We start from the raw sequence: 22,072 nt of genomic DNA, 5'->3' as shown, positions 1-22,072 counted from the left end.
GCGCAAAGATACTGTTTTTAAAGCAGTTGACGATTTAGAATAATAAAGCTTTATTTAAATAAATAGCCAAAATAGACTTGGAATACAGCATTTCGTAAACTACCAGATTCTAAATTAGTACCATTGTTGATGTCATTTAAACCAAAGCTATATCTAGCACCAACCAAAAATCCCCAATCGGTTTTATAACTTATACCAGCTGCCAGAGAGATGTCTAGTTTTTCAAAATCCTCTTCAACAGAATATCTTTGAGAGTTTCCAGCTTGTTTACTCTCGTAATTGGCGCTCATAAGATATCCAAGCTGTGGACCTAGCTCAAAAGCTAAACTTTTTTTGATGTAATATTTTCCAAGAATTGGGAAGTTGAAATAATTGAGGTCTACTCTTTTTTCGAAATAAGACCCCTGTTCATTCCCTCTATTTGTACTTCCTTGCCTAGAATAAAGAAATTCTGCTTGTAAAGCGTAGCGCTCATTAATCATATACTCTGAAACCAACCCTGCAGAAAATGACGACCGCAGTGATTTCAGATTGTCAGATCCTTTCAATTCTGAAATGGATAACCCAAATTTGGCTCCATATGCAAATGAAGACTTATTTTCCTGAGCATACATACCTGAAGAAAGAAAGCTTAAAAGGGTAATTACAATTATATACTTCATATTTTTTAAAAAGGAATCAAAAGTAATTATTCAATACAACATGTAATTGCAAAAAGATAAGTTTTTGAGTTAGGGTCAGGGCAATCTGTATTGTTATAAATATGTAAAATGAAATTTTACGGTTTTCCCGCATTATGATTACGGCTGAACCGTAAACTAAAATTAAAAAAGGCTTGTACTTTTGAATAAGTCAAATACCCTCAGTTATGAAAGCAATTGAAATATTACAAAAAATGGAATCTGAAATCTTAAAACCACTAATGGTTGAGGCTGGTTTTAATAACGAAGGCGAAATTTGGTGGAAATCTAAAGAAGATTTTTCATTAGTACTCACTTTACAAAAATACTGGTGGTCAACAGATGATAAGATAGATTTCAGGATCAACTTGGGTTTGATGATCCCTCCTATAAAAGCTTCATCTAGAAAGCGACCAGAAATCACTGAATTGGCCGTATGTGTGTCTCAAGATTGCTACCTCCCGGAGGAAATTCAGTTTCATAGATATAAGAATAGTATAGGCTATTCTTTAACGAATGAAGATAACGCAGATGAATTTTTAAATCTGATCTCGCGTGATTTTGAAGAATACATCATTCCACAACTCATTCAACAGGAAACCTTACAAGATTGTGTGGAGTTTTACAAAGACGTCCCTTTTTGGAATCAAAGATTAGACAGGTTTATTCAAGAGCATAGATTTAAAGTCATGAATAATTTAGCGAGCTAAGAAAGTTTTTTTTGAATTATTGTACTTTTGGAACACTATTGGATATGTACATTCAATTAAAAACAACAAAAAATGCAATCAATTCTACATCGCTTCGGGAAACTAAGCCTGATATTTACCCTTCTTATTTCTATTTATTCTTGTAACGAATCAAAAACATCTGCTTATAAATCAGAGTCTTCTGGTAATTTGAATCAACTTAACGTTGTCATCATAAATGAAGACTGGCAAGATTCCATCGGCGAACATATACGAGAAATTTTTGCAGCCGATGCCTTAGGTCTTCCTCAACAAGAGCCTCTACATGCTCTTAATCAAATTCCACCTACAGCTTTTAACGGCTTTGCAAGAAAAAACAGAACCTTTTTGAAAATCGAAAAATCCAAGCAAACAGGTCATCAAATTCTTATAGATTCTTTTGCAAAACCTCAAGTAGGCATCGCTATTACTGGCCCAAATCCAAAATCAATCATTACTGAACTGGAAGAAAATAAAGAAAAATTTCTAGACCTTCTAGAAGAAACTGAACTGAAAGAAAAACGGAGACGTATGAGAAAAGCTCCAAACCAGGTGGATGTTCTGAAAAAATCTCTTGGTATCAGTATGTTATTTCCTTCAGCTTATCGCTACGCTAAGCAGGAAGATGATTTTTTTTGGATGCGAAAAGACATTAAAAACGGCAGCATGGAATTGCTTGCATACGAAGTTCCCATATCTACTATTGAAAAAAATGACGACATCATTGCTAACGTCATCAAAATGAGAGACTCTGTAGGAGAAAAACACATTCCCGGTCCTACTGAAGACACACATATGATTACAGAAGAAGCTTACGCCCCGTATTTATTTGAAACAGAAATTGATGGTAAGTTTGCTTACGAAATCAAAGGAACCTGGGAAGTGAAAGGTTTTTTTATGGCGGGTCCTTTTGTTACTTATGCTGTAAAAGATGAAAAAAACGACCGCTATGTCATACTTGAAGGCTTTGTTTTTAAACCATCGTCTTCTAAAAGATTACAAATGTTTGAAATAGAAGCAATACTTAAGTCAGCTAAATTTATTGATTAAAACGTATTTAAACCAATAAAAAAGACCTCCAATTGGAGGTCTTTTTTATTAAATGAATTTCTGTTTACTAAAACTTCAATGTCATTCCTGCTAAGAAATTTATCCCTGCCTGAGGGTAAAAACCAGCCCCTTCAATAGTTTGTACTTGACCAGCATTAGTTTGCGAATCAAAAAAGAAGAAATAACCATTAGACTCGTACTTAACATCAAAAATATTATTCACAAGTCCTGTAAACACAACTGACTTAAACAAAGGTGGATTTTTCCATTCATAAACAATATTTACATCGTTGGTGAAAAAGCTATCCAATAAAGACACTTCACTATCTATATTTCCCATGTACTGCTTTCCAACAAATTTGGATATCAGGTTGATTTGAAAAGTTTCACTTGGATGATAAATAAATTGATTTGCTCCAATAATTTCTGGTGAAAAAGAAATGTTAGTCTCTCCAAGGTCCCTAATTTCACCATCAAGATTCGCTTTGAAATCAATATTTTTATTTCGACTTAAAGTCAAATTAGGTCGAGTAGAAAACAAATCGCTTATTCTTATATCTGCATCTATTTCCAGACCCAATCTATAACTCTCACCACTAGTTTCTCTTATAGGCGCACCTACATCATCCAAAGCACCTGTTAATACCATCTGATCTTGGTAATACATGTAATACAGATTTGTATTGATAGTAGAATTCCCCAAGTCAAGCCTCCATCCTAATTCAAAATCGTCCAGAATTTCTGGATTGGTGATACCGTTTTCAAAATCTCTTCGCCTTGGTTCACGCTGAGCTCTCCCGTAAGAACCGTACAACTGCTGGTCCTCATTAATTTGAAAGGTTGCACCAGCTTTGGGGTTGAAAAAGTTAAAATTTTCATCTACCAAAAGATTGACTTTATCAGAAGTTAATCCTGAAGTTTCATAGTTTACAAAACGGCCCTGTAAATCCCCGAATATGCTAACTTTATCATTCAGTTTCAAGGTCGCTTTACTAAAAGCTGTAAATTCTTTCTTAGTCCCATTTCCGAAATAGTAGTTATCTCTTATTTCAGAATCACCAGCAAAACGCGACCAAATCACTTCTCCGAAGTGGTCGTTTGTGTAGTAGCTATAAAACAAACCAGATGTAAACTCTATCTGACTGTCGGTGTAAGTCGTAGTACCATTTATGACGTAATAATCATTATCCAACCATCGTCTTCTTATCAAATCTGATTCTTCAATGGTTTCGTTCCCAGCGTTTACAGGACCGATTTCATGAAAAGCTAAATCTGCATTTTCTTCATATTGTTCAAAATAACCTCGTCCATAAGTATAGTTCAAACTCAGGTTTGTAGACCAATTCTGATTCAACCTCTGGTTCCAGTGTAACTGATAATGATCTTGCTTGTAATTGTCCACCTCGTTATCATAAAACTGAGTATTCCCATTCTCATCTGTATAAATCCCAGAAGGGTTAAAGGTTCTGTCGTTTTCAAGAGTTTCCCTATCCACACCGTTCCAGGCTTGATAAGTCACATTATTACCACCAAAAGACAAGGCCTTAATAAATGTCCCTCCATCTTTAAAAGTCCCTTGTAAAAAATAAGATTTTAAATCTGAAAATGCTCTATCGATATAACCATCAGACTTGATTTGAGATAAACGACCGGAAAATGTAAACTTATCTTCCAAAAGTCCTGTTCCAAATTCTACAGTATGACGTCTTGTATTAAAAGATCCAAAAGAATTACTCAGTTCTGCACTTGGCTCATCATCTTTAGCTTCTGTAAGGATATTCAAGCTTGCGCCGAAAGCACCAGAGCCGTTAGTAGAAGTTCCCACACCTCTTTGCAATTGAATATTCTCAGTAGAAGAGGCAAAATCTGGCAAATTTACCCAGAAAGATCCCTGGCTTTCCTGGTCATTATAAGGTATTCCGTTTAAAGTTACATTTACCCTGGAAGCATCGCTCCCCCTTACTCTTATAGAAGTGTATCCTACTCCATTACCAGCATCTGTGGTGGAAACAACGGAAGGAAGGACATTAAGCAATACTGGAATATCCTGTCCGAGATTTCGCTGTTCAATTTCCTCTTTACTAAAATTGGAATGAGTAATTGGAGAGTCGGCATTTACCCGAAAAGCCTGAACCAAAACCTCATCTAAGGCTTCTTTAGCCTTAGACATGTCCACATTTAAAGTTTGGTCGGAATTTACATCAATTTTAAATTCTCTTCGATTGCCAAAGGTGAATACAAACGTGTAGGTTCCTGGAGAAACTTCTAGTTCATAGTCTCCATTCTCACCTGTGACAGTTCCAAGATTGCTGGCTTTGGCATAAACACTCACTCCTGGGAGTGGTTTGCCATTGTCGGTTACTTTACCTTCTATGGTATAATTTTGAGAGAAGGATTGCCATCCCCAAAGGATAGCGCATAGTAGAAATAATTTGGTTTTCATTCGTAAAATGATTTACGAATAAAAGGGGCAATTATTCAAAGTTAAACATAAAAAAACCTGATGACCGCTTTGGTATCAGGAGTATAAAACAATGCATGACAAACTTGTCATTTTCCCTTGGCAACATTACTTGCCCAGGTTCATTGGGTATAATCTCAGTCTTGCTTTCACAAAACACCCCTTTGAGATGTGACGCAAAATTAAAATAAATGTTTTGAATACAGGCTAAACTAATCCTGGTTTATTTCCAAAACCTGTTTGCATTCAGTTGATATGCCGCTGAATAATTGAAGGAATATTTCTAAACATCAAATTTAAAATTCTATTTTATGATTTAAAATGAATAAGATTTAGAGACTATATTAATTTTATAGTTTTTCCTTATTTTTGATAAAGTAGCTTTATACATTGAAAATTGAACTTAAATCCAACAGGCCATGCAAAATAATGAACGTATTGAAAAATTTAGACAATTAGTAAGCAATAAATATCTGATTTACAATAGTTTATTTTTAAACCTTCCAAACGAAAACACTACCTACACAGGTGTTTTTATTCCACTTCTGCATAAATTAAGTAAAGAAGGTTATCAAAAAGACGCTGAACCTAAAGAGGTTATCGAAGACTTCTTAGATAATCATACAGAGTTAAAAACCGATAAGGAAAGGTTTGACTTATTGTTCAGGATGATAAAATACATAGAACGGCAGGTGGTCTTATTTGATAGTATTGAAGATGCAGCATTTCCAAGTTTTGAAAAACAAAAAATCGATAGCGTTCTTCAACCAGCAAACGAAAATTATCAAGACTTGGTTGAACACCTAAAAAGCTTTAGTTCAAGAATAGTTTTTACAGCTCATCCAACCCAATTTTACCCTAACAATGTGCAGGGAATCATGCATGAACTTCGTAATGCTGTTCAACAAGATAGCATTACAAAAATTGACAACATACTCCAGCAGCTGGCTTATACCCCATTTATAAATAGAGAAAAGCCTACACCTTTTGATGAAGCACAAAGTATTATTTTTTACTTGAGATATGTATATTATGAAACTCTAGGGAAAATATATCATCAAATTGCTAAAGCCACCAATCTACCTCCGGACTTCAACCCCAATTTACTGGAAATGGGATTTTGGCCAGGGGGTGACAGAGATGGAAATCCATTTGTAACAAAAGAAACCACTTACAAAGTTGCAACTCAGTTAAGGATTACTATCATGAAATGCTACTATAATCATTTGAAGGTTTTAATGCGTAAACTCACTTTCAGAGAAGTCAATGAACCCTTGAATGAATTGAAAAGCAAACTATACAAACAGATTTTTAAGAAGAAAACCAGCCTAAAATCTGAGGAGATCTTAGAAATAATGTATCACGTCAGGACCTTAGTCAAGGACAACTATAAGTCTTTAAATATCGACTTAGTCGATGATTTTATCGGGAGAGTACATTTGTTTGGAAATCATTTTGCAACCTTGGATATTCGTCAAGACAGTAGTATTCACAACCAAGTGATTACAGAAATATTCAAAAAAGAATTCGGTGTTGACTATAACGAATTGTCTTCAAAAGAAAAATTAGACTACTTGACCCAGAGATCTTTGAAAATAAATCCAGACGACTATTCAGATGATTTGGTTGTAGATACGATTGAAAATGTATATCAAATTCAAGAAATACAGGATTTAAACGGTCAAAGAGGATTGCATCGCTATATTATTTCCAATTCAGAAAGTATTTTTGATGTCTTACATGTGTTTGCATTATTCAAATATTGCGGATATAAAGAAGAGGACATCAACATAGATATTGTCCCTTTATTTGAAACTATGGATGGAATGGATAATTCTGAAGCGGTGATGAAATCGCTTTATGAAAATGAAGTCTACAAAAAGCATTTACACAAAAGAGATAAGGAACAACACATTATGTTAGGTTTTTCAGACGGGACCAAGGATGGAGGTTATCTAAAGGCCAACTGGGAAATCTACAGAACCAAAGAGCGCCTTACAAGTTTATCAAGAGAAGAAGGTTACCAGGTTGTATTTTTTGATGGTCGTGGCGGACCACCAGCTCGTGGTGGTGGTAAAACACATCAATTTTATGCAGCTCAAGGCAATGAAATTGCTAACGAAAAGATACAGCTTACAATTCAAGGGCAAACTATCACAAGTGTTTTTGGCACTCACGAGCAGGCCACATACAATTTTGAGCAGTTACTTTTAGCAGGAGTGAAATCTAAACTAAGTAAAGGCTGGAAGCCAAATCATAAAGAATTACTTACAGAGTTAGCTGACAGGAGCTATGAAAAATACACTAGCTTAAAGGAACATGATTTGTTCATTCCTTATCTCGAAGAAATGACAATCCTCAAATATTATGGCGCTACAAATATTGGCAGTAGACCCACCAAGCGAAACCAAAATGCAGAACTTAGTTTGAAGGACTTAAGAGCTATTCCATTTGTAGGTTCATGGGGATTAGTTAGACAAAATGTGCCAGGCTATTATGGCTTAGGAACTGCACTCAATTCTTATGCAGACCAGTTTCATGTGGTTGAAGACCTTTATGAACATTCAGCTTTTTTCAGATCTTTAATTTTGAATAGCATCATGTCCATGAAAAAATCCTATTTCCCATTAACTTCCTACATGAAGAATGATAAAAAATATGGTGAGTTTTGGAAAAATTTACGTGAAGAATACGAGCTTACTAAAAAACTCGTCCTTAAATTGACAAAACAAAACGAATTGATGGAAAATGAAGAGCTCGACAAGAAATCCATTAGTATGCGAGAGAATATTGTTCTGCCACTACTAAGCATCCAGCAATATGCCTTGCAAAAAATTCAGGAAAACGATACAAATAAGGAAATCTATGAAAAGATGGTAGTAAGGGCTTTGTTTGGTAATATCAACGCTAGCCGAAATTCAGCGTAGGTGAAATTTTTAAGACTAAATTAGGAGACAATACCTGTTACAGTCTAACCTATTAGGCTTATGGTTAATTAGTCTAAACCTTCAAGAAGCTTATATTTACTGAAAACTTAGCGTTATGAATTTATCCTATTGGGAGCTAAATACTTGGTTTAATAAAGTTGATTTCTGCGTTATTGGAAGTGGAATTGTAGGATTGACTTGCGCGCTTCGTCTCAAGAAAAAGTTTCCAAAAGCCAAAGTTTTAGTACTAGAGAAAGGTATTTTACCACAAGGTGCAAGCACCAAAAATGCTGGTTTTGCTTGCTTTGGAAGTGCCAGTGAATTACTTTCTGATATGCAAAATCACGACACAGAAGAGCTCCTGGATTTAGTTCAACAACGCGTCGATGGTTTGGAGTTGCTGAAATCTACGTTAGGTGAGAAGCAAATCGATTACCAACAGCATGGTGGCTACGAAGTCTTTCAAGAGAAAAATAAAGATACATTTGAAAAATGCGAAGCCAACCTGAAAATGCTCAATGAAATGCTGCGTCCGATTTTTAAGGGAGATACTTTTAAATTGAAAACTAATAATTTTGGATTTAAAAATTCTTTATCATATCTCATTTTCACCCCTTTTGAAGGGCAGATTGATACTGGTAAAATGATGCAGGCTTTATTGAAAAAAGCTCAGCATGAAGGGATTTTAATTTTGAATTCAGTAGAAGTTACCGATTTTTCTACTGAAGGTGATTCAGTACATATTCAATTTAAAGATTTTAGCTTTAAGGCTAAGCAGCTTTTTATTGCGACAAATGCTTTTGCATCTGAGCTATTAGAACTTAAAGTGACTCCAGCTAGAAGTCAGGTTTTAATTACTAAACCTATTCAAAATTTAGCCATAAAAGGTACGTTCCATCTGGACGAAGGTTTTTATTACTTCAGAAATGTACACGATAGAATTTTACTTGGTGGAGGCAGAAATCTAGACAAAGACCGCGAAATGACTTCAGTTTTAGAAACCACATCACGTATTCAAAACGCTTTAGAAGATTTACTTCATAATGTGATTTTACCCAATCAAGATGCTGAAATCGATCAGCGCTGGAGTGGGATTCTAGGACTTGGGCAACAGAAAAAACCCATTATAAAACCAATTTCCAGCCGAGTGTTTAGTGCCGTTCGATTAGGCGGGATGGGAGTTGCTATTGGAAGTCAGGTTGGAAAGGAGTTAGCAGATTTGATTGACTGATGAAATGATGACCTGTCATTCAGCCTGTCCGCCTTAGGTGGGAAGAAGACCGTTTTGGCGATTTAAGCATCTTTACCCGTTCGAAAAGCATAGATTCTTCGTCGCTTCGCAAAACCTACACTCTGTCGGATTGACAACGAGAAATCTCTCGTCAAGGAAAAAAAGCTTCTTTATCGGAGTGACATAACCCTCTAAAGTTTCGGCTTTTTCCTCAACTGTTTTTTATCTGAATGCTGTTTTTTCTTCTGAAGTCGTTTAAGTTTGGAAGAACGAGAAGGTTTAGTTTTGATTCGTTTTTTAGGCTTCTGAAGTGCTTTTTTAAGCAGTTCTTCCAGCATCGTCACCGCCAGTTTTTTATTCTGAAGCTGGCTCCGAGTTTTAGCAACACTCAATTTGAGTTCGCCTTCAGCATTAATTCTGGAAGCCAATTTACTTTCAATTAAGTTTTTTTGAGTTTCAGAAAAAACAGCTGAGGATGATGGATGCCATGTGATAATTACTTTGGTTTCAGTTTTATTCACATGCTGTCCGCCAGGCCCTCCACTTAAAGCAAACTGAAATTGAAGCTCTTTATAAAGTTGTTTAGTATTAAACATCAGTTTTTGGTTGGTGACCAGGCTTGAGTAAATCTACAACAGTTTTCACTGGGTTAAAGCTTTCTGCGGGGACTTCAATAAAAACAGTATTCCAGAATGCCATGCCTCCGTTCCAAAGTCCTGGTAATTCCAGAGCTTTTATAGTTTCTCCTCCAACAAACTTTTGAGCGATAAATCCTTTGTTGGTATCTACAAATTCTTTCATGTCAAAAGCTTCGCCCTTATAATTTTTCAAACCACAAACTATATCTACAGGATTAAAATGTGTTGAAGCCTCCAGTTTTTCTTTTTGGTCTGGCTGAGATAGATCTATCTGAGACTTTTCTACAATTTGCAAAGAAATACTATCATCTTCATTTTTTATCCAAAACGGTCCGCCACCTGGAGCGCCTTCATTCACAACCATACCACAAACTCTTATAGGTCTATTGAGGTAATGAATTATTTCATCCTTGGTTTTAAAATCCACATGTATGTTCAAATCATTCTTCAAAAAAGAACCCGCTTCTTGTAATAATTCTGGACTGGTTGTTTCATTTTGAAGTCTCCTTAAAAGTGAAAATGCTCTGTCTTGTAACTGAATTAGAATGCCTGCGATGACAGATTTATATTCCAATGAAGATTGACTTGGTTCTGAAACCAGATCCTGATGAGACACGTTATCTATGTTTTTAATAAATACAATATCCGCTTCAAGTTTATTCAAGTTTTCCACCAAAGCCCCATGACCTGAAGGACGAAATAAAATATTCCCATTCTCGTCTCTAAAGATTTCATTTTTTGAGTCCAGGCAAATTGTATCTGTAGAGGAATGTTGAAATGAAAATTCAACTTCAAAATTTATCCCGGTTTCTTTTTCAATTTTAGGTTGAAGGTCTTTTAATTTATGCTTGAATTTATCAATATGATCAGATGATATGGTGAAATGAAGTCGTGCTTTGTTATCCTTTATAGCATAGTTTATAGCTTCATAAAAGTGTTCTTCAAATGCTGATAATTTTTCTTGTGGATATTTATGAAATGGAATAAGTCCTTTAGGCAAATCTGCCATTTGGAAACCATCTTTTGCTAGCATTTGCTTGGTTAGTTCATAGGCTTTTGCTCCCGGGGATAATGCATCAAAATCTACACCTTTACCTCCTAATGCCAAAACCAGATCTTCATAAAATGCAAGATATTCTAATGAATCAAAAAAGCTTTTAAGGTCTTTAAATTTATCCTGTTCTACTAAATTTTTAAAACTTAAATTGGTAGTTGGGTATTCATCCAAAAATTGATGAAGTGATCTAAACATTCTTGAAGCAGCACCACTCGCTGGTACAAATTTCAACACTTGTACATTTGATTTTTTATAAATTTCAATAAATTTATTTTTATCTTTTGAGTTCAATTGTAAAATTCCATCTTCCAATGTGGCTGGTTTTACAATTTCAAGATTGGGAAATCCTTTTTTGAAGTGTTCTAGATCTTGTTCAATCTTTTGCACAGAAAGATTATGATCATTTATATGAGATAGGTCGTCAGGATGAAAGTTCATGATTAAGTTAAAGTGTTTTTATAATAGATTTGGCTTTTTGTAAACGTTGCTTCAAATCTCCCTTCAAAATTGTATAAGGCAGATTTCTTCGGATGAGCGTATCTTCAAAGGTACTAAACATTTCGCTTCTCTCGTCGGGTTTATCTCGTAAATCATCTGCAACCCACGGCGTATCGATAAATGTAAGAAAATAATGAGTGTACTCATGATGCTTTACGCATTGCTCTAAAACATCATTTTGAAAGTTTTCAAAATAGACCTTTGCATAGGTAAGTGTCTGTAAAACATTGGTATCACAAAACAGATAATCCTTTGCTCTTTTTGCTAGTTTATTCTCCAGCTGGATCTGCCCTTTCGCAATAGGGATAAGATCTGAAGGATGACAGACTTCTGCAGAATTATTATATTTTTCTTGCAGATAATCTCTGGCAAACTCCGGCACCCATTCTGTATCATAAACCTCAGCTAAAGCCTCTGCTAAGCTTGATTTACCTGAAGATTCAGGACCAAAAAGAACTATTTTAGTAAGCTCTCTTTGGGTTTGTTTAAGTTCTTCTTCCATTCTAAATATCCATAAACCGCAATAATAGTAAAAAGTATAAATTGAAAAGATGTAAAAGTAAGTCCTTTATAATAATACAAAGGGATTGAAATAAAATCACCAACAATCCAGTATATCCAGTTTTCCAGTCTTTTCTTAGCCATCAACCACATGCCAACAAAGAAAATGGAAGTGGTTATCACATCCATATATGTAATCCATCCATCCCATTTATTGAATATTTCATAGACTACAGACACAAATATAGCAGTTGCTATAAAAAGAAAAATTGATTTTATATGTTCTCTTGATGACGCTCGTTCTATGGGTATAAAATGAGAATCGTCAACTTTTCTTGTCCAAATGTACCAGCCATAAACACTCATTGCAAAGTAATAAGCATTGATCATCATATCACCTAAAAGACTATATTGATAAAGAATATATACAAAAATAAGGGTGCTTATAATCCCTGTAGGAAAAACAAGAATGTTGTCTTTTTTAGAAAAAAGGACACTTAAGAAACCAAAGATTATTGCAATAACTTCTAAAACTATAAAATGAGTAGGCGTATTTTCATATTCTGAAAACAACCAATCAAAAATGAGGCTCATAATCACTTCTATCAGATTTTACAATTTTCATGTGTAGTAAACCACGATCCATCGCTTCAAAAGCAATTTGAACTTCCTCTTGAAGAATCTGCATCACCTTTTCATATTCTCCATAAACTTGAGTGCTTAGCGGGTTCTCTAGAACAGTCAGGCCCGACTTACGCATAGCTTTTATAAAATCGATGATTATTGGCTCATAATCATCTTGTATTGGAGTGAGTGTTAATTCAACTGAAATTTTCATAATTCACTTTTAGATGGCAAGGTTACTATTTTTATAATAAAAAAGGCCAACATGAGAGTTGGCCTTTTAAAAAATAAGTCTTTTTAGTTATTCAGCCAGGATACTTCTGGAAATCACTATTTTTTGAATTTCTGATGTTCCTTCATAAATCTGAGTGATTTTTGCATCTCTCATCAAACGCTCTACGTGGTATTCTTTTACATATCCATTTCCACCGTGAACCTGGACAGCTTCCACTGTTACATCCATTGCTACCTGAGAAGCATAAAGCTTGGCCATAGCCCCAGATAAATCGTAATTTTCTCCGTTATCCTTATCCCAGGCTGCTTTCATCACCATATGTCTTGCTGCTTCAATGCTGGTATGCATATCTGCTAGTTTGAAAGCAATAGCTTGATGATTCATGATCTCAGTTCCAAAAGCTTTTCTGATTTTAGAGTAGTCCTTTGCCATTTCATAAGCACCTGCAGCAATACCTAAAGCTTGTGCAGCAATACCTATTCTTCCGCCTGCTAATGTTTTCATCGCGAATTTAAATCCAAATCCGTCTTCACCAATTCTGTTTTCTTTGGGAACTTTCACATCATTGAAAGTCAATGAATGCGTATCACTTCCGCGTATACCCATTTTTTGCTCTTTAGGACCAACTTCAAACCCTTCCATTCCTTTTTCAAGGATAAAAGCATTGATTCCTCTATGTTTTTTCACTTTATCTGTGTGAGCAATCACCAGGTAAATATCTGCAGAATTACCATTGGTAATCCAGTTCTTGGTACCGTTGATAACGTAATAATCACCTTTATCTATTGCCGTTGTTTTTTGCGAAGTCGCATCACTACCAGCTTCAGGCTCACTTAAACAAAATGCGCCAATTTTTTCTCCAGTTGTTAACTGTGATAAGTATTTTTTCTTTTGCTCTTCAGTTCCATAAGTATCAAGCCCCCAACATACCAAAGAATTATTCACAGAAACCACTACTGAAGCTGAAGCGTCGATTTTAGAAAGTTCTTCCATTGCCAAAACGTAAGAAATGGTATCCATTCCTCCACCTCCATACTCCGGAGAAGCCATCATTCCCATAAAACCGAGCTCTCCCATTTTCTTTACCTGTTCTTTTGGGAACTCTTGCTTTTCATCACGCTCTATTACTCCAGGTTTCAATTCATTTATTGCAAAATCTCTCGCCGCTTGGCGAATCATTTCGTGCTCCTCTGTTAACTTAAAATCCATATAGTTACTATTTCGGTTTTATTAAAAATTTGTCACAAATATATGATTTACCTACATATTTTTCAATGTAAGGTTTCATAAATTAAGATTAATGTAAAAAGCAGATGAGCAGAGTATATTAGAAGTATAATCAAAAGCATTACCGTAAATTTGAAGAAATAGAACGAGCACATGAAAACCTACTCTGTCATCGGCGTTATGTCTGGCACTTCACTGGATGGTATTGATCTTTTGCATTGCACACTCAAAAAGGGTGAAACATGGTCTTTTGAAATTCATACAGCTAGTACTTATGCATATTCTCCAATCTGGGTTGAAAAGTTACAACATGCTCACACCTGGCCTTTAGAAAAGATTAAAGCCCTTGATGAAGACTATACCCTTTTACTATCTAAATATATTAACCGATTTATAACCGAAAATAGATTACACAAAATTGACTTTATTGCTTCTCACGGACATACTATCTTGCATCAACCGGAAAATGGATTCACTTATCAAATCGGCAATCTTCCAAAACTGGCTGGCCTGACAAAACAAAAAGTCATTTGTGATTTTAGAGAGCTAGATGTGAAATTGGGTGGTCAGGGCGCTCCACTGGTTCCCATTGGGGATCGCCTGCTTTTTGGCGATTACGATGCCTGTATAAATCTGGGAGGTTTTGCCAATATCTCTTTTGAAGAAAGTAATCAACGAATCGCTTATGACATTTGTCCTGTCAACAAAGTATTGAATCCTTACGCCAATCAATTAGGCAAAGAATTCGACAAAAATGGAGCTATTGCAAGGGCTTCAGTTCCAAACCTAAAGCTTCTTTCACAGTTAGAAAATCTTCAGTATTATTCCAAACCTGCACCAAAATCACTAGGCACTGAATGGCTTGAAGCTCAATTTCTTCCCTTATTAAATCTTGCAGGATTAAATTCAGAAGAAATTATAGCCACGTGTACTAAACATTTTGCTCTTCAAATTTCTAAAGCGATTTCTAGTCATAAACAAGTTCTCTTTACAGGAGGCGGTGCCTTCAACACGTATTTGATGGAATTGATTTCGGCTGAAACTGATGCTCAATTGATCCTTCCAGATCCCGCGATTATCAATTACAAAGAAGCACTGATTTTTGGGCTTTTGGGTGTGCTAAAAGATCGTGAAGAAATTAATGTTTTATCATCTGTCACGGGGGCTTCTCGAGACCATTCTTCCGGAAATATTTTCTTGCCTTAATAGCTTTTTAAGAATAATTGAAGCTAGAATTAGTAATGCCTCAATGAATCTTTATATTTGCGAGAAAATCATTAAAATAGTATAGACTTCTTATGAAAGAACTTTTAAATAAATATGAAGATAAAGCTCCCGAAATAGTATTTCACTGGAGAGATTCTGAAACAGAAGCTGAAGGCTGGACAGTTATCAACTCACTAAGAGGCGGAGCTGCTGGTGGCGGAACACGAATGAGAGAAGGACTCAATGAAAACGAGGTCTTGTCCCTGGCTAAAACTATGGAGATCAAATTCACGGTTTCTGGGCCCGACATTGGAGGAGCAAAATCTGGAATTAACTTCAATCCAGAGGATCCTAGAAAACAAGCGGTTTTGCAACGCTGGTACAAAGCGGTATCACCTTTATTAAAAAGCTACTACGGTACAGGCGGAGATTTGAATGTTGATGAAATTAATGAAGTAATTCCTATCACTGAAAGCTGTGGAGTTTGGCACCCACAGGAAGGGGTTTTCAACGGACACTTTCAACCCACTGAAGCCGACAAAATCAATAGAATTGGCCAATTGAGGCATGGAGTCATCAAAGTGATAGAAAATACAGATTACACGCCAGATGTTTTAAGAAAATATACAGTTGCAGACATGTGTACTGGTTTTGGTGTTGCAGAATCTGTAAAGCATTATTATGATATCTACGGAGGAGACGTGAAAGGCAAAACAGCCATTATCCAGGGCTTTGGAAATGTAGGTGCGGCAGCTGCGTTTTATCTTTCAAAAATGGGCGCTAAAATCATTGGTATCTTGGATCAAAATGGAGGGCTTATCAACAAAGACGGATACAGCTATGAAGAAATCAAAGAGTTGTTTTTAGCTAAAGAAGGAAACACGTTAAAGAGTCCAGACCTTATACCATTTAAAAAAGCCAATGAAGAATTCTGGTCGCTGGGCGCAGATATTTTTGCTCCCTGTGCCGCATCTCGTCTTATACAAAAAGGCCAAATCGATAGTCTCGTAGAGAACGGTCTTGAAGTAATTTCTTGCGGGGCCAATGTTCCTTTCGCAGATAAAGAAATATTTTTTGGCCCTATTATGGAATACGCCGACCAGAAAGCGAGTGTGATTCCGGACTTTATTGCCAACTGCGGAATGGCTCGAGTCTTCGCTTACTTCATGGAACGTAAGGTTATGATGACAGATGAAGCTATTTTTAATGACATCTCTGTCACTATCAAAAATGCAATACAGCGCACTTATGAGAACAATAATAACAAAAAACACATCAGTAAAGTTGCTTTTGAAATTGCACTGAGACAATTGATCTAGAGCAATAAATACTTACGATGTGATGAAATTAATTGTTTACTTTAGCGTTACTTATATTATTAATATACCATAAACTATGTTTATATCATTTGCTCAAGAAACCCCTGAAGTTGCAGAGGAAGTTGTTGAAGAAAAAACCCTATCCATCATTGATTTGATCTTTAGTGGAGGAGCTGGAGGAACCATCATTATTTTGATTCTTGCAGTGCTTTTGTTTTTTGCGATTTACATTTATTTTGAACGCATTTTCGCAATAAAAGCCGCTTCAAAGACCGATAAAAATTTTATGAATCAGATTAAAGACAGTGTGACTTCCGGAAACATTGAGTCGGCAAAAATGCGCTGCGCTCAGGAAAACTCTCCAGTTGCCAGACTTACAGAAAAAGGTATTTCTAGAATTGGCTCTCCACTGGAAGACATCAACACAGCTATAGAAAATGCTGGCCGACTGGAAGTTTATAAACTGGAGAAAAATGTAAGTGTTCTGGCAACCATTGCTGGAGCTGCGCCTATGATAGGTTTCCTGGGAACCGTCATAGGTATGGTTATTGCTTTTCATGAGCTAGCTAGCAGTAGTGGTCAAGCCGAAATGGGTTCGCTGGCTGAAGGAATTTATACCGCGATGACAACCACAGTTGCAGGACTTATCGTAGGAATTATTGCCTACATAGGTTACAACCATATCGTTGTAAGAACAGACAAAGTGGTTCACCAGATGGAAGCTACAGCAGTTGACTTCTTAGATTTATTAAATGAACCTAGTTAATTATGAATTTACGAGGTAGAAATAAAGTGAGCGCAACCTTTAGCATGTCTTCCATGACAGATATTGTGTTCCTGTTACTTATCTTTTTTATGTTGACGTCTCCGGTAATTACTCCAGAAGCTTTGGATTTAATTTTACCAAAAGCAAAAGGTAAAACTACTTCAACTCAAAATGTTGCAGTAAGTATTACTGAAGATTTGGAATTTTATGTCGATGAAGAACAGGTCAGTTCCAACAGGGTTGAAAGCGTTTTGAAAACAAAGTTAAATGGTATCGAAGAACCAACTATTATTTTAAGAGCTGCAGAAGGTGTCCCCATTGAAAAGGCTGTACAAATCATGGATATTGCCAATAGAAATAAATACAAAATTGTATTGGCTGTAAAACCCAATTAAGTCGTGAGTCTATTTAAAACCAAACACGAAAAGAAATCATTCTTTATAACAACAGGAATTTATATCCTGTTTATTCTGTTGATGTTTTTCTTTGGATTGAAATATTTGGATCCGCCTGAAGAACGTGGTATTGCTATTAATTTTGGAACAACAGAAGTCGGGTCTGGAGATATACAGCCTGATGCGCCCGTGAAGACTTCCCCACAACCAACGAACACACCACCCCCTCAAGAAGTTGAAGAAACTAGTACTACAGAAGACATTCAAGAGGATGTTGTTACTCAGGATACCGAGGAAGCTCCAGTTATCAAAAAAGAGGAGAAAGTTGTAAAAGAAACAAAAGAAGATCCAAAACCGCCCAAAGAAAAGGAACAAGAAAAAGTTGAAGAAACTCAACCAGAACCTACTCCAGAACCTGAGCCTGAACCAGTGAAAGAACAGAAGCCGGAAAAGTCGGTTACAGATGCTATGGAAAGTCTTATGAATGGCCCTGAGAACGATGGCAAAGCTGAAGACGGTGAAGGCAACGACAATCAAACTGGTGATAAAGGTGATCCAGATGGTGACCCCAACGCTAAAAATTACTACGGAACAGGGAAAGGACTTGATGGAGATGGTAACTACAGACTAGGGGGAAGAAAAGCTTTATCTAAAAAGAAAATTATTCAAGACTGTAATGAATCTGGTGAAGTGGTAGTAAGAATTGAGGTGAACAGAAATGGTGATGTCATAAAAGCAACTCCAGGTGCCAAAGGTACAGACAATACGAACCCATGTCTTCTAGAACCTGCCAAGCGTGCCGCACTCGCGACAAAATTCAATAGTGATTCTAAAGCGCCATCCACACAAGTTGGTTTTATAACTTACGTTTTTAAATTATCTGAATAACAAATGACATATACCGAAACGCTACACTGGATGTTTGATCAACTTCCCATGTATCAGCGACAAGGGCAAGTAGCCTTCAAAAAAGATCTAACCAATACTTTAGCTTTATTAAAGCAACTGAAAAATCCTCAAGAAAATTTCAAAAGCATACATGTAGGCGGTACAAACGGTAAAGGATCTGTAAGCCATATGCTGGCTTCAGTTTTACAAACAGCAGGATATAAAGTAGGCTTATACACCTCCCCTCATCTTAAAGACTTCCGTGAACGCATCAGAATAGACGGTGAACCGATACCGAAAACTGATGTCGTTGAGTTCATAAACGAACACATGGATTTCCTAGAAGCGCAAAAGCTATCTTTTTTTGAAATGACTGTAGGAATGGCTTTTGGTTATTTTGCCAAGGAAGAGGTGGACATCGCTATTATAGAAGTTGGAATGGGCGGCAGACTGGACTCTACAAATGTTATCACCCCGCTCCTTTCTGTTATTACTAACATAGGCATGGATCACACTGCAATTCTCGGCAACACTTTGGAAGAAATAGCTGGAGAGAAAGCAGGTATCATCAAAAAGAATGTTCCAGTAGTTATAGGCGAAACAACAGCAGAAACAAAACGTGTTTTCAAATCGAAAGCAAAAAAGGAAGCTTCGACCATATTTTTTGCTGAAGATATGGACGATCCAATTCTTAAAACCGATTTAGGAGGAAACTACCAAAAGTCTAATCTCAAAACTTGTTTAAAAAGTCTTGAAGTTTTAACTACACTGGAAGGCTGGAAGATTACAAAAACAGCAATTAAAAAAGGCCTTACAGAAGTAAAAAGCAGAACTCAACTGAGAGGCCGATGGGAAATCCTTGCTGATGAACCAAAACTAATAGCAGATACTGCTCATAATAAAGAAGGATTGGCTTTGGTGCTCAAACAAGTACTAGAAGAAAAATATGAGAATCTACATATTGTTTTAGGTTTTGTAAATGATAAAGATCTAGATGGTATTTTACCCCTTTTTCCAAAGTCGGCGAACTATTATTTCTCTAAGCCTAATGTTCAACGAGGCATGGAGGCTACTGATTTGTATTATAAGGCTAAAGATTTCTCACTTTACGGAAAAGCTTTTACTACTGTAGGGAACGCTTTGAAAGCTGCTCAACGTGAAGCAAAACAAAAGGATCTGATATATGTAGGAGGAAGCACATTTACCGTTGCAGAAATTTTATAAAAAATAAAAAAATTAGTTTGAGAAATCAAAATAAGGTTTATATTTGCAATCCCAATTTGGGGCGATTAGCTCAGCTGGTTCAGAGCACCTCGTTTACACCGAGGGGGTCGGGGGTTCGAACCCCTCATCGCCCACTAACCCTAGCTACATGTTAGGGTTTTTTATTTTAGAGTCGGGTCATTAACTCAGTTGGTTCAGAGTGTTACCTTGACAGGGTAGAAGTCACTGGTTCGAATCCAGTATGACCCACATCAGGCAGAAATCCAATACCGAAAGGTGTTGGATTTTTTGTTTTCAGAAGCCCAAGCTTCCTTAGAGGCTGATGGAAGACAAAAAAAATTGCGATAGCGATTTTTGGATTTCTATTTGCAGGAGTGGTTTGTTTCTGGATCAACGCAGTTAATCCGGAATAACGTACAAAAAAACCAGCTAGTTCTAAGTTTCACTTTGATACCTAAATGTCACTGGTTCTCTCGAAGTCTCAGGTTAGTATAACCCACATCAAGCACAAATCCAATGTGAAAACATTGGATTTATTATTTGATTCAAACCCAAGCCGGATCAACACTGTTAATCACGTAAGAAAAATAACAACTTATTCTCACCCCTTCTTAACCTACCTGACTTTCAAGGGCTATATGGTATAGCTAAATTGGATTATCGAAGCACCAGCCTGTATTACATTAGTCTAAATCATTATCATAAGAAATGAACAACTATCTTAAAGAGTATTGAGCTTCTTGTAACACAAACTTAAATGGAAACCAAGGCAAAATACTCTGGTCATATATTTCACCTTAGAAGTAACATTACGTTTTAACTGCTACTTAAATTTTATTGTAATCTTACAAATGATTTGAAAAATATCACTATTAAAAAAACTAAAGCAAATTAATTGATTTTTATTTAACAATAAAAATAACACATAATTCATTTTAAATACTATAAGTTTTACGTTAATGCTCATATATAACTGGCATACAAAGTTTTAACACAATTAATGTAGCTTTAAAAAAGCGCTATTTTTGTTAAAAAAGTTGCCACATTAAGTATATTTCTTAATTTTATTATGAATTATGAAACCTAATAAATAATATCATTATGAAAAATTTATTTAAAAATTTAAATTTACTCTTCGTTTGTACAGCGATGATTTTTATGTATTCCTGTCAGGAAGATGAAATTGTTTCAGAAGAAACAAGCGGTATTGAACTTGTATTTACCGGTGATAGAGTTGGCAATACTGCTGACGCTAAAGCAGGAGATGTCAAACTTGGTGCTAATGAAGGAAAGGAGTTCGAAGTTTGCGACATGAGTCTAGCTTCTTATGCTGTAATTGAAATGGCTGGGATGAGCTACACTATCGACCTGAACGTATGGGGAGATAGCTACAAAACAGACCTTATAGAAGTTGGTCCGGGTAGCTATGAAGTTACTAGCTGTCAACTTTACGATGGAGATGATAACCCTCTTTATGCTACTCCAACTGAAGGTAGTGAATTTGCAAGATTTGTTGACCAAGCCCTACCTTTTAATGTTGAAGTAGAAAATTACAGAAAAATCGAATACGAGATAGACGTCCTTTGTGTGGAGAATTTCACACCACCTCAGTTTGGCTTTGTGTTCTGGAATGTAAACATCAAAGAGGTGAAAAATCTATGTGTGTTTGCTAACTACTGTGAGCCTGATACCGGACACCAGGTAGCTACATTAGAGGCATTTGTTTATCCAAATGAAAATGAAACTTCTGAGGCAGATTTAATCTGGAGTGGATTTGGAGATGGTGATTATAATAGTGAGGACACGGACAACGAACTTCTTTGCATAAAATTGCCTTATGATTCCAGCATCCCTACAGATGAACAATCTTATTACATTGAGTTATTTGTAAATGGTGTCTTATTAGAAGGAACTATGCCGTTGGACAGAGTTGACCAGATCAACGAAGAAGAAGGGTATCTTCACCTGAACGAAGACTGTGAAGGAGATTATGATATCTTCAGTAAAACTGGCTGTGAAACAGGATTTGCTTTTGGTAATAATACATTTGTAGATCTTGAATTGACAAATAAAAGATGGGGATGGGCAAATGAACTTACCAATGTTCAGGATGGCTCTTATACATTCGATATTTGGGCTGGTGCAGGCCAGAACAATACAAACAATGGAACTTTGGCTGGTGTTTTAACAGTTGAGGTCTCTGGTTCTGATGTAACTGTTACTTATGATATGAATCAAGGGTTTACAATGAGTGAAACTCATTTATATCTTGGAGATAATCCACCTACGACTATTGCACCCGGACAATTCGGAAACACTCATAATTTAGAAAATGCGACAAGTGATTCCTTTTCAGTTTCATATAGTGGAGACGGAGACTTTTGGATTGTAGCACATGCTGTAATTTGTGAATAAGC

Annotated in this window: 19 protein-coding genes and 2 tRNA genes; 13 read left to right on the top strand and 8 right to left on the bottom strand. The window is 36.1% G+C overall.

Features of this window, described 5'->3' with window-relative positions:
* Positions 1-50: 50 nt before the first annotated feature.
* A complete protein-coding gene (locus ACFQ0R_RS07010; protein ID WP_379657672.1) occupies positions 51-662 on the bottom strand; it encodes a porin family protein in 612 nt (203 codons plus the stop codon).
* 206 nt (positions 663-868) lie between these two features.
* Between ACFQ0R_RS07010 and ACFQ0R_RS07005 the strand changes: the two genes are divergently transcribed.
* Together ACFQ0R_RS07005 and ACFQ0R_RS07000 are read left to right on the top strand one after the other, a co-directional pair.
* Entirely contained in the window at positions 869-1,390 is a 522-nt protein-coding gene (locus tag ACFQ0R_RS07005; protein ID WP_379657671.1) for a DUF4304 domain-containing protein, read from the top strand.
* A gap of 72 nt (positions 1,391-1,462) precedes the next feature.
* Positions 1,463-2,458 carry a DUF4837 family protein gene (locus tag ACFQ0R_RS07000; protein ID WP_379657670.1) on the top strand — a complete coding sequence of 332 codons (996 nt, stop codon included), beginning with the start codon at positions 1,463-1,465 and terminating at the stop codon, positions 2,456-2,458.
* A 67-nt stretch (positions 2,459-2,525) separates the two neighbouring features.
* Here the strand turns inward: ACFQ0R_RS07000 and ACFQ0R_RS06995 are convergent, their stop codons facing one another.
* Entirely contained in the window at positions 2,526-4,901 is a 2,376-nt protein-coding gene (locus tag ACFQ0R_RS06995) for a TonB-dependent receptor (protein WP_379657669.1), read from the bottom strand.
* Between the two features lie 437 nt (positions 4,902-5,338).
* On the opposite strand from ACFQ0R_RS06995, the gene ACFQ0R_RS06990 reads away from it, so the two are divergent.
* Positions 5,339-7,846 (top strand): phosphoenolpyruvate carboxylase, encoded by a 2,508-nt coding sequence (locus ACFQ0R_RS06990; protein ID WP_379657668.1) that lies wholly within the window; start codon positions 5,339-5,341, stop codon positions 7,844-7,846.
* A 115-nt stretch (positions 7,847-7,961) separates the two neighbouring features.
* On the top strand, positions 7,962-9,077 hold the full coding sequence (locus ACFQ0R_RS06985) for an NAD(P)/FAD-dependent oxidoreductase (protein ID WP_379657667.1): 1,116 nt from the start codon (positions 7,962-7,964) through the stop codon (positions 9,075-9,077).
* A 191-nt stretch (positions 9,078-9,268) separates the two neighbouring features.
* Here ACFQ0R_RS06985 and arfB read toward each other — a convergent pair whose 3' ends face one another.
* From arfB to ACFQ0R_RS06955, 6 genes are all read right to left on the bottom strand, one after another.
* Positions 9,269-9,673 carry an alternative ribosome rescue aminoacyl-tRNA hydrolase ArfB gene (arfB, locus tag ACFQ0R_RS06980; RefSeq protein WP_379657666.1) on the bottom strand — a complete coding sequence of 135 codons (405 nt, stop codon included), beginning with the start codon at positions 9,671-9,673 and terminating at the stop codon, positions 9,269-9,271.
* Positions 9,666-11,210: a DUF4301 family protein gene (locus ACFQ0R_RS06975; protein WP_379657665.1), complete on the bottom strand. Its 1,545-nt coding sequence runs from the start codon at positions 11,208-11,210 to the stop codon at positions 9,666-9,668. Before ACFQ0R_RS06975 ends, arfB begins: the two co-directional genes overlap by 8 nt.
* Positions 11,211-11,217: 7 nt before the next feature.
* Positions 11,218-11,772, bottom strand: coding sequence for an AAA family ATPase (locus ACFQ0R_RS06970; protein ID WP_379657664.1), 555 nt, complete (start codon positions 11,770-11,772; stop codon positions 11,218-11,220).
* A complete protein-coding gene (gene pnuC, locus ACFQ0R_RS06965) occupies positions 11,727-12,365 on the bottom strand; it encodes a nicotinamide riboside transporter PnuC (protein WP_379657663.1) in 639 nt (212 codons plus the stop codon). The genes ACFQ0R_RS06970 and pnuC overlap by 46 nt, the downstream gene beginning before the upstream one ends.
* Positions 12,349-12,609, bottom strand: coding sequence for a thiamine-binding protein (locus ACFQ0R_RS06960; RefSeq protein ID WP_379657662.1), 261 nt, complete (start codon positions 12,607-12,609; stop codon positions 12,349-12,351). Before ACFQ0R_RS06960 ends, pnuC begins: the two co-directional genes overlap by 17 nt.
* 87 nt (positions 12,610-12,696) lie before the next feature.
* Positions 12,697-13,839: an acyl-CoA dehydrogenase family protein gene (locus tag ACFQ0R_RS06955; RefSeq protein ID WP_379657661.1), complete on the bottom strand. Its 1,143-nt coding sequence runs from the start codon at positions 13,837-13,839 to the stop codon at positions 12,697-12,699.
* Positions 13,840-14,010: 171 nt separating this feature from the next.
* Between ACFQ0R_RS06955 and ACFQ0R_RS06950 the strand changes: the two genes are divergently transcribed.
* The 9 genes from ACFQ0R_RS06950 (at position 14,011) to ACFQ0R_RS06910 (ending at position 22,070) form a co-directional block, all read left to right on the top strand.
* Positions 14,011-15,063 (top strand): anhydro-N-acetylmuramic acid kinase, encoded by a 1,053-nt coding sequence (locus tag ACFQ0R_RS06950; protein ID WP_379657660.1) that lies wholly within the window; start codon positions 14,011-14,013, stop codon positions 15,061-15,063.
* A gap of 92 nt (positions 15,064-15,155) precedes the next feature.
* Positions 15,156-16,382: a Glu/Leu/Phe/Val dehydrogenase dimerization domain-containing protein gene (locus tag ACFQ0R_RS06945; RefSeq protein WP_379657659.1), complete on the top strand. Its 1,227-nt coding sequence runs from the start codon at positions 15,156-15,158 to the stop codon at positions 16,380-16,382.
* 76 nt (positions 16,383-16,458) lie between these two features.
* Positions 16,459-17,148, top strand: a complete 690-nt coding sequence (locus tag ACFQ0R_RS06940; protein WP_379657658.1) for a MotA/TolQ/ExbB proton channel family protein — start codon at positions 16,459-16,461, stop codon at positions 17,146-17,148.
* Between the two features lie 2 nt (positions 17,149-17,150).
* Positions 17,151-17,543, top strand: coding sequence for an ExbD/TolR family protein (locus ACFQ0R_RS06935; protein ID WP_379657657.1), 393 nt, complete (start codon positions 17,151-17,153; stop codon positions 17,541-17,543).
* A 3-nt stretch (positions 17,544-17,546) separates the two neighbouring features.
* Complete coding sequence (locus ACFQ0R_RS06930) at positions 17,547-18,431, top strand: energy transducer TonB (protein ID WP_379657656.1); 885 nt, start codon at positions 17,547-17,549, stop codon at positions 18,429-18,431.
* A gap of 3 nt (positions 18,432-18,434) precedes the next feature.
* Positions 18,435-19,655 (top strand): bifunctional folylpolyglutamate synthase/dihydrofolate synthase, encoded by a 1,221-nt coding sequence (locus ACFQ0R_RS06925; protein WP_379657655.1) that lies wholly within the window; start codon positions 18,435-18,437, stop codon positions 19,653-19,655.
* Positions 19,656-19,714: 59 nt separating this feature from the next.
* A tRNA-Val gene (locus tag ACFQ0R_RS06920) sits at positions 19,715-19,789 on the top strand.
* A gap of 40 nt (positions 19,790-19,829) precedes the next feature.
* Positions 19,830-19,904: transfer RNA gene (locus ACFQ0R_RS06915), tRNA-Val, on the top strand.
* Positions 19,905-20,756: 852 nt separating this feature from the next.
* Entirely contained in the window at positions 20,757-22,070 is a 1,314-nt protein-coding gene (locus ACFQ0R_RS06910; protein ID WP_379657654.1) for a DUF4842 domain-containing protein, read from the top strand.
* The last annotated feature ends 2 nt before the right edge of the window (positions 22,071-22,072 follow it).

This window comes from Psychroflexus salinarum (genome assembly GCF_042677225.1).
In the GTDB taxonomy this organism is placed as follows: Bacteria; Bacteroidota; Bacteroidia; order Flavobacteriales; family Flavobacteriaceae; genus Psychroflexus; species Psychroflexus salinarum.
Note: the sequence above shows the minus strand (reverse complement) of the source record. Positions and strands in the feature narration are given on the sequence as shown.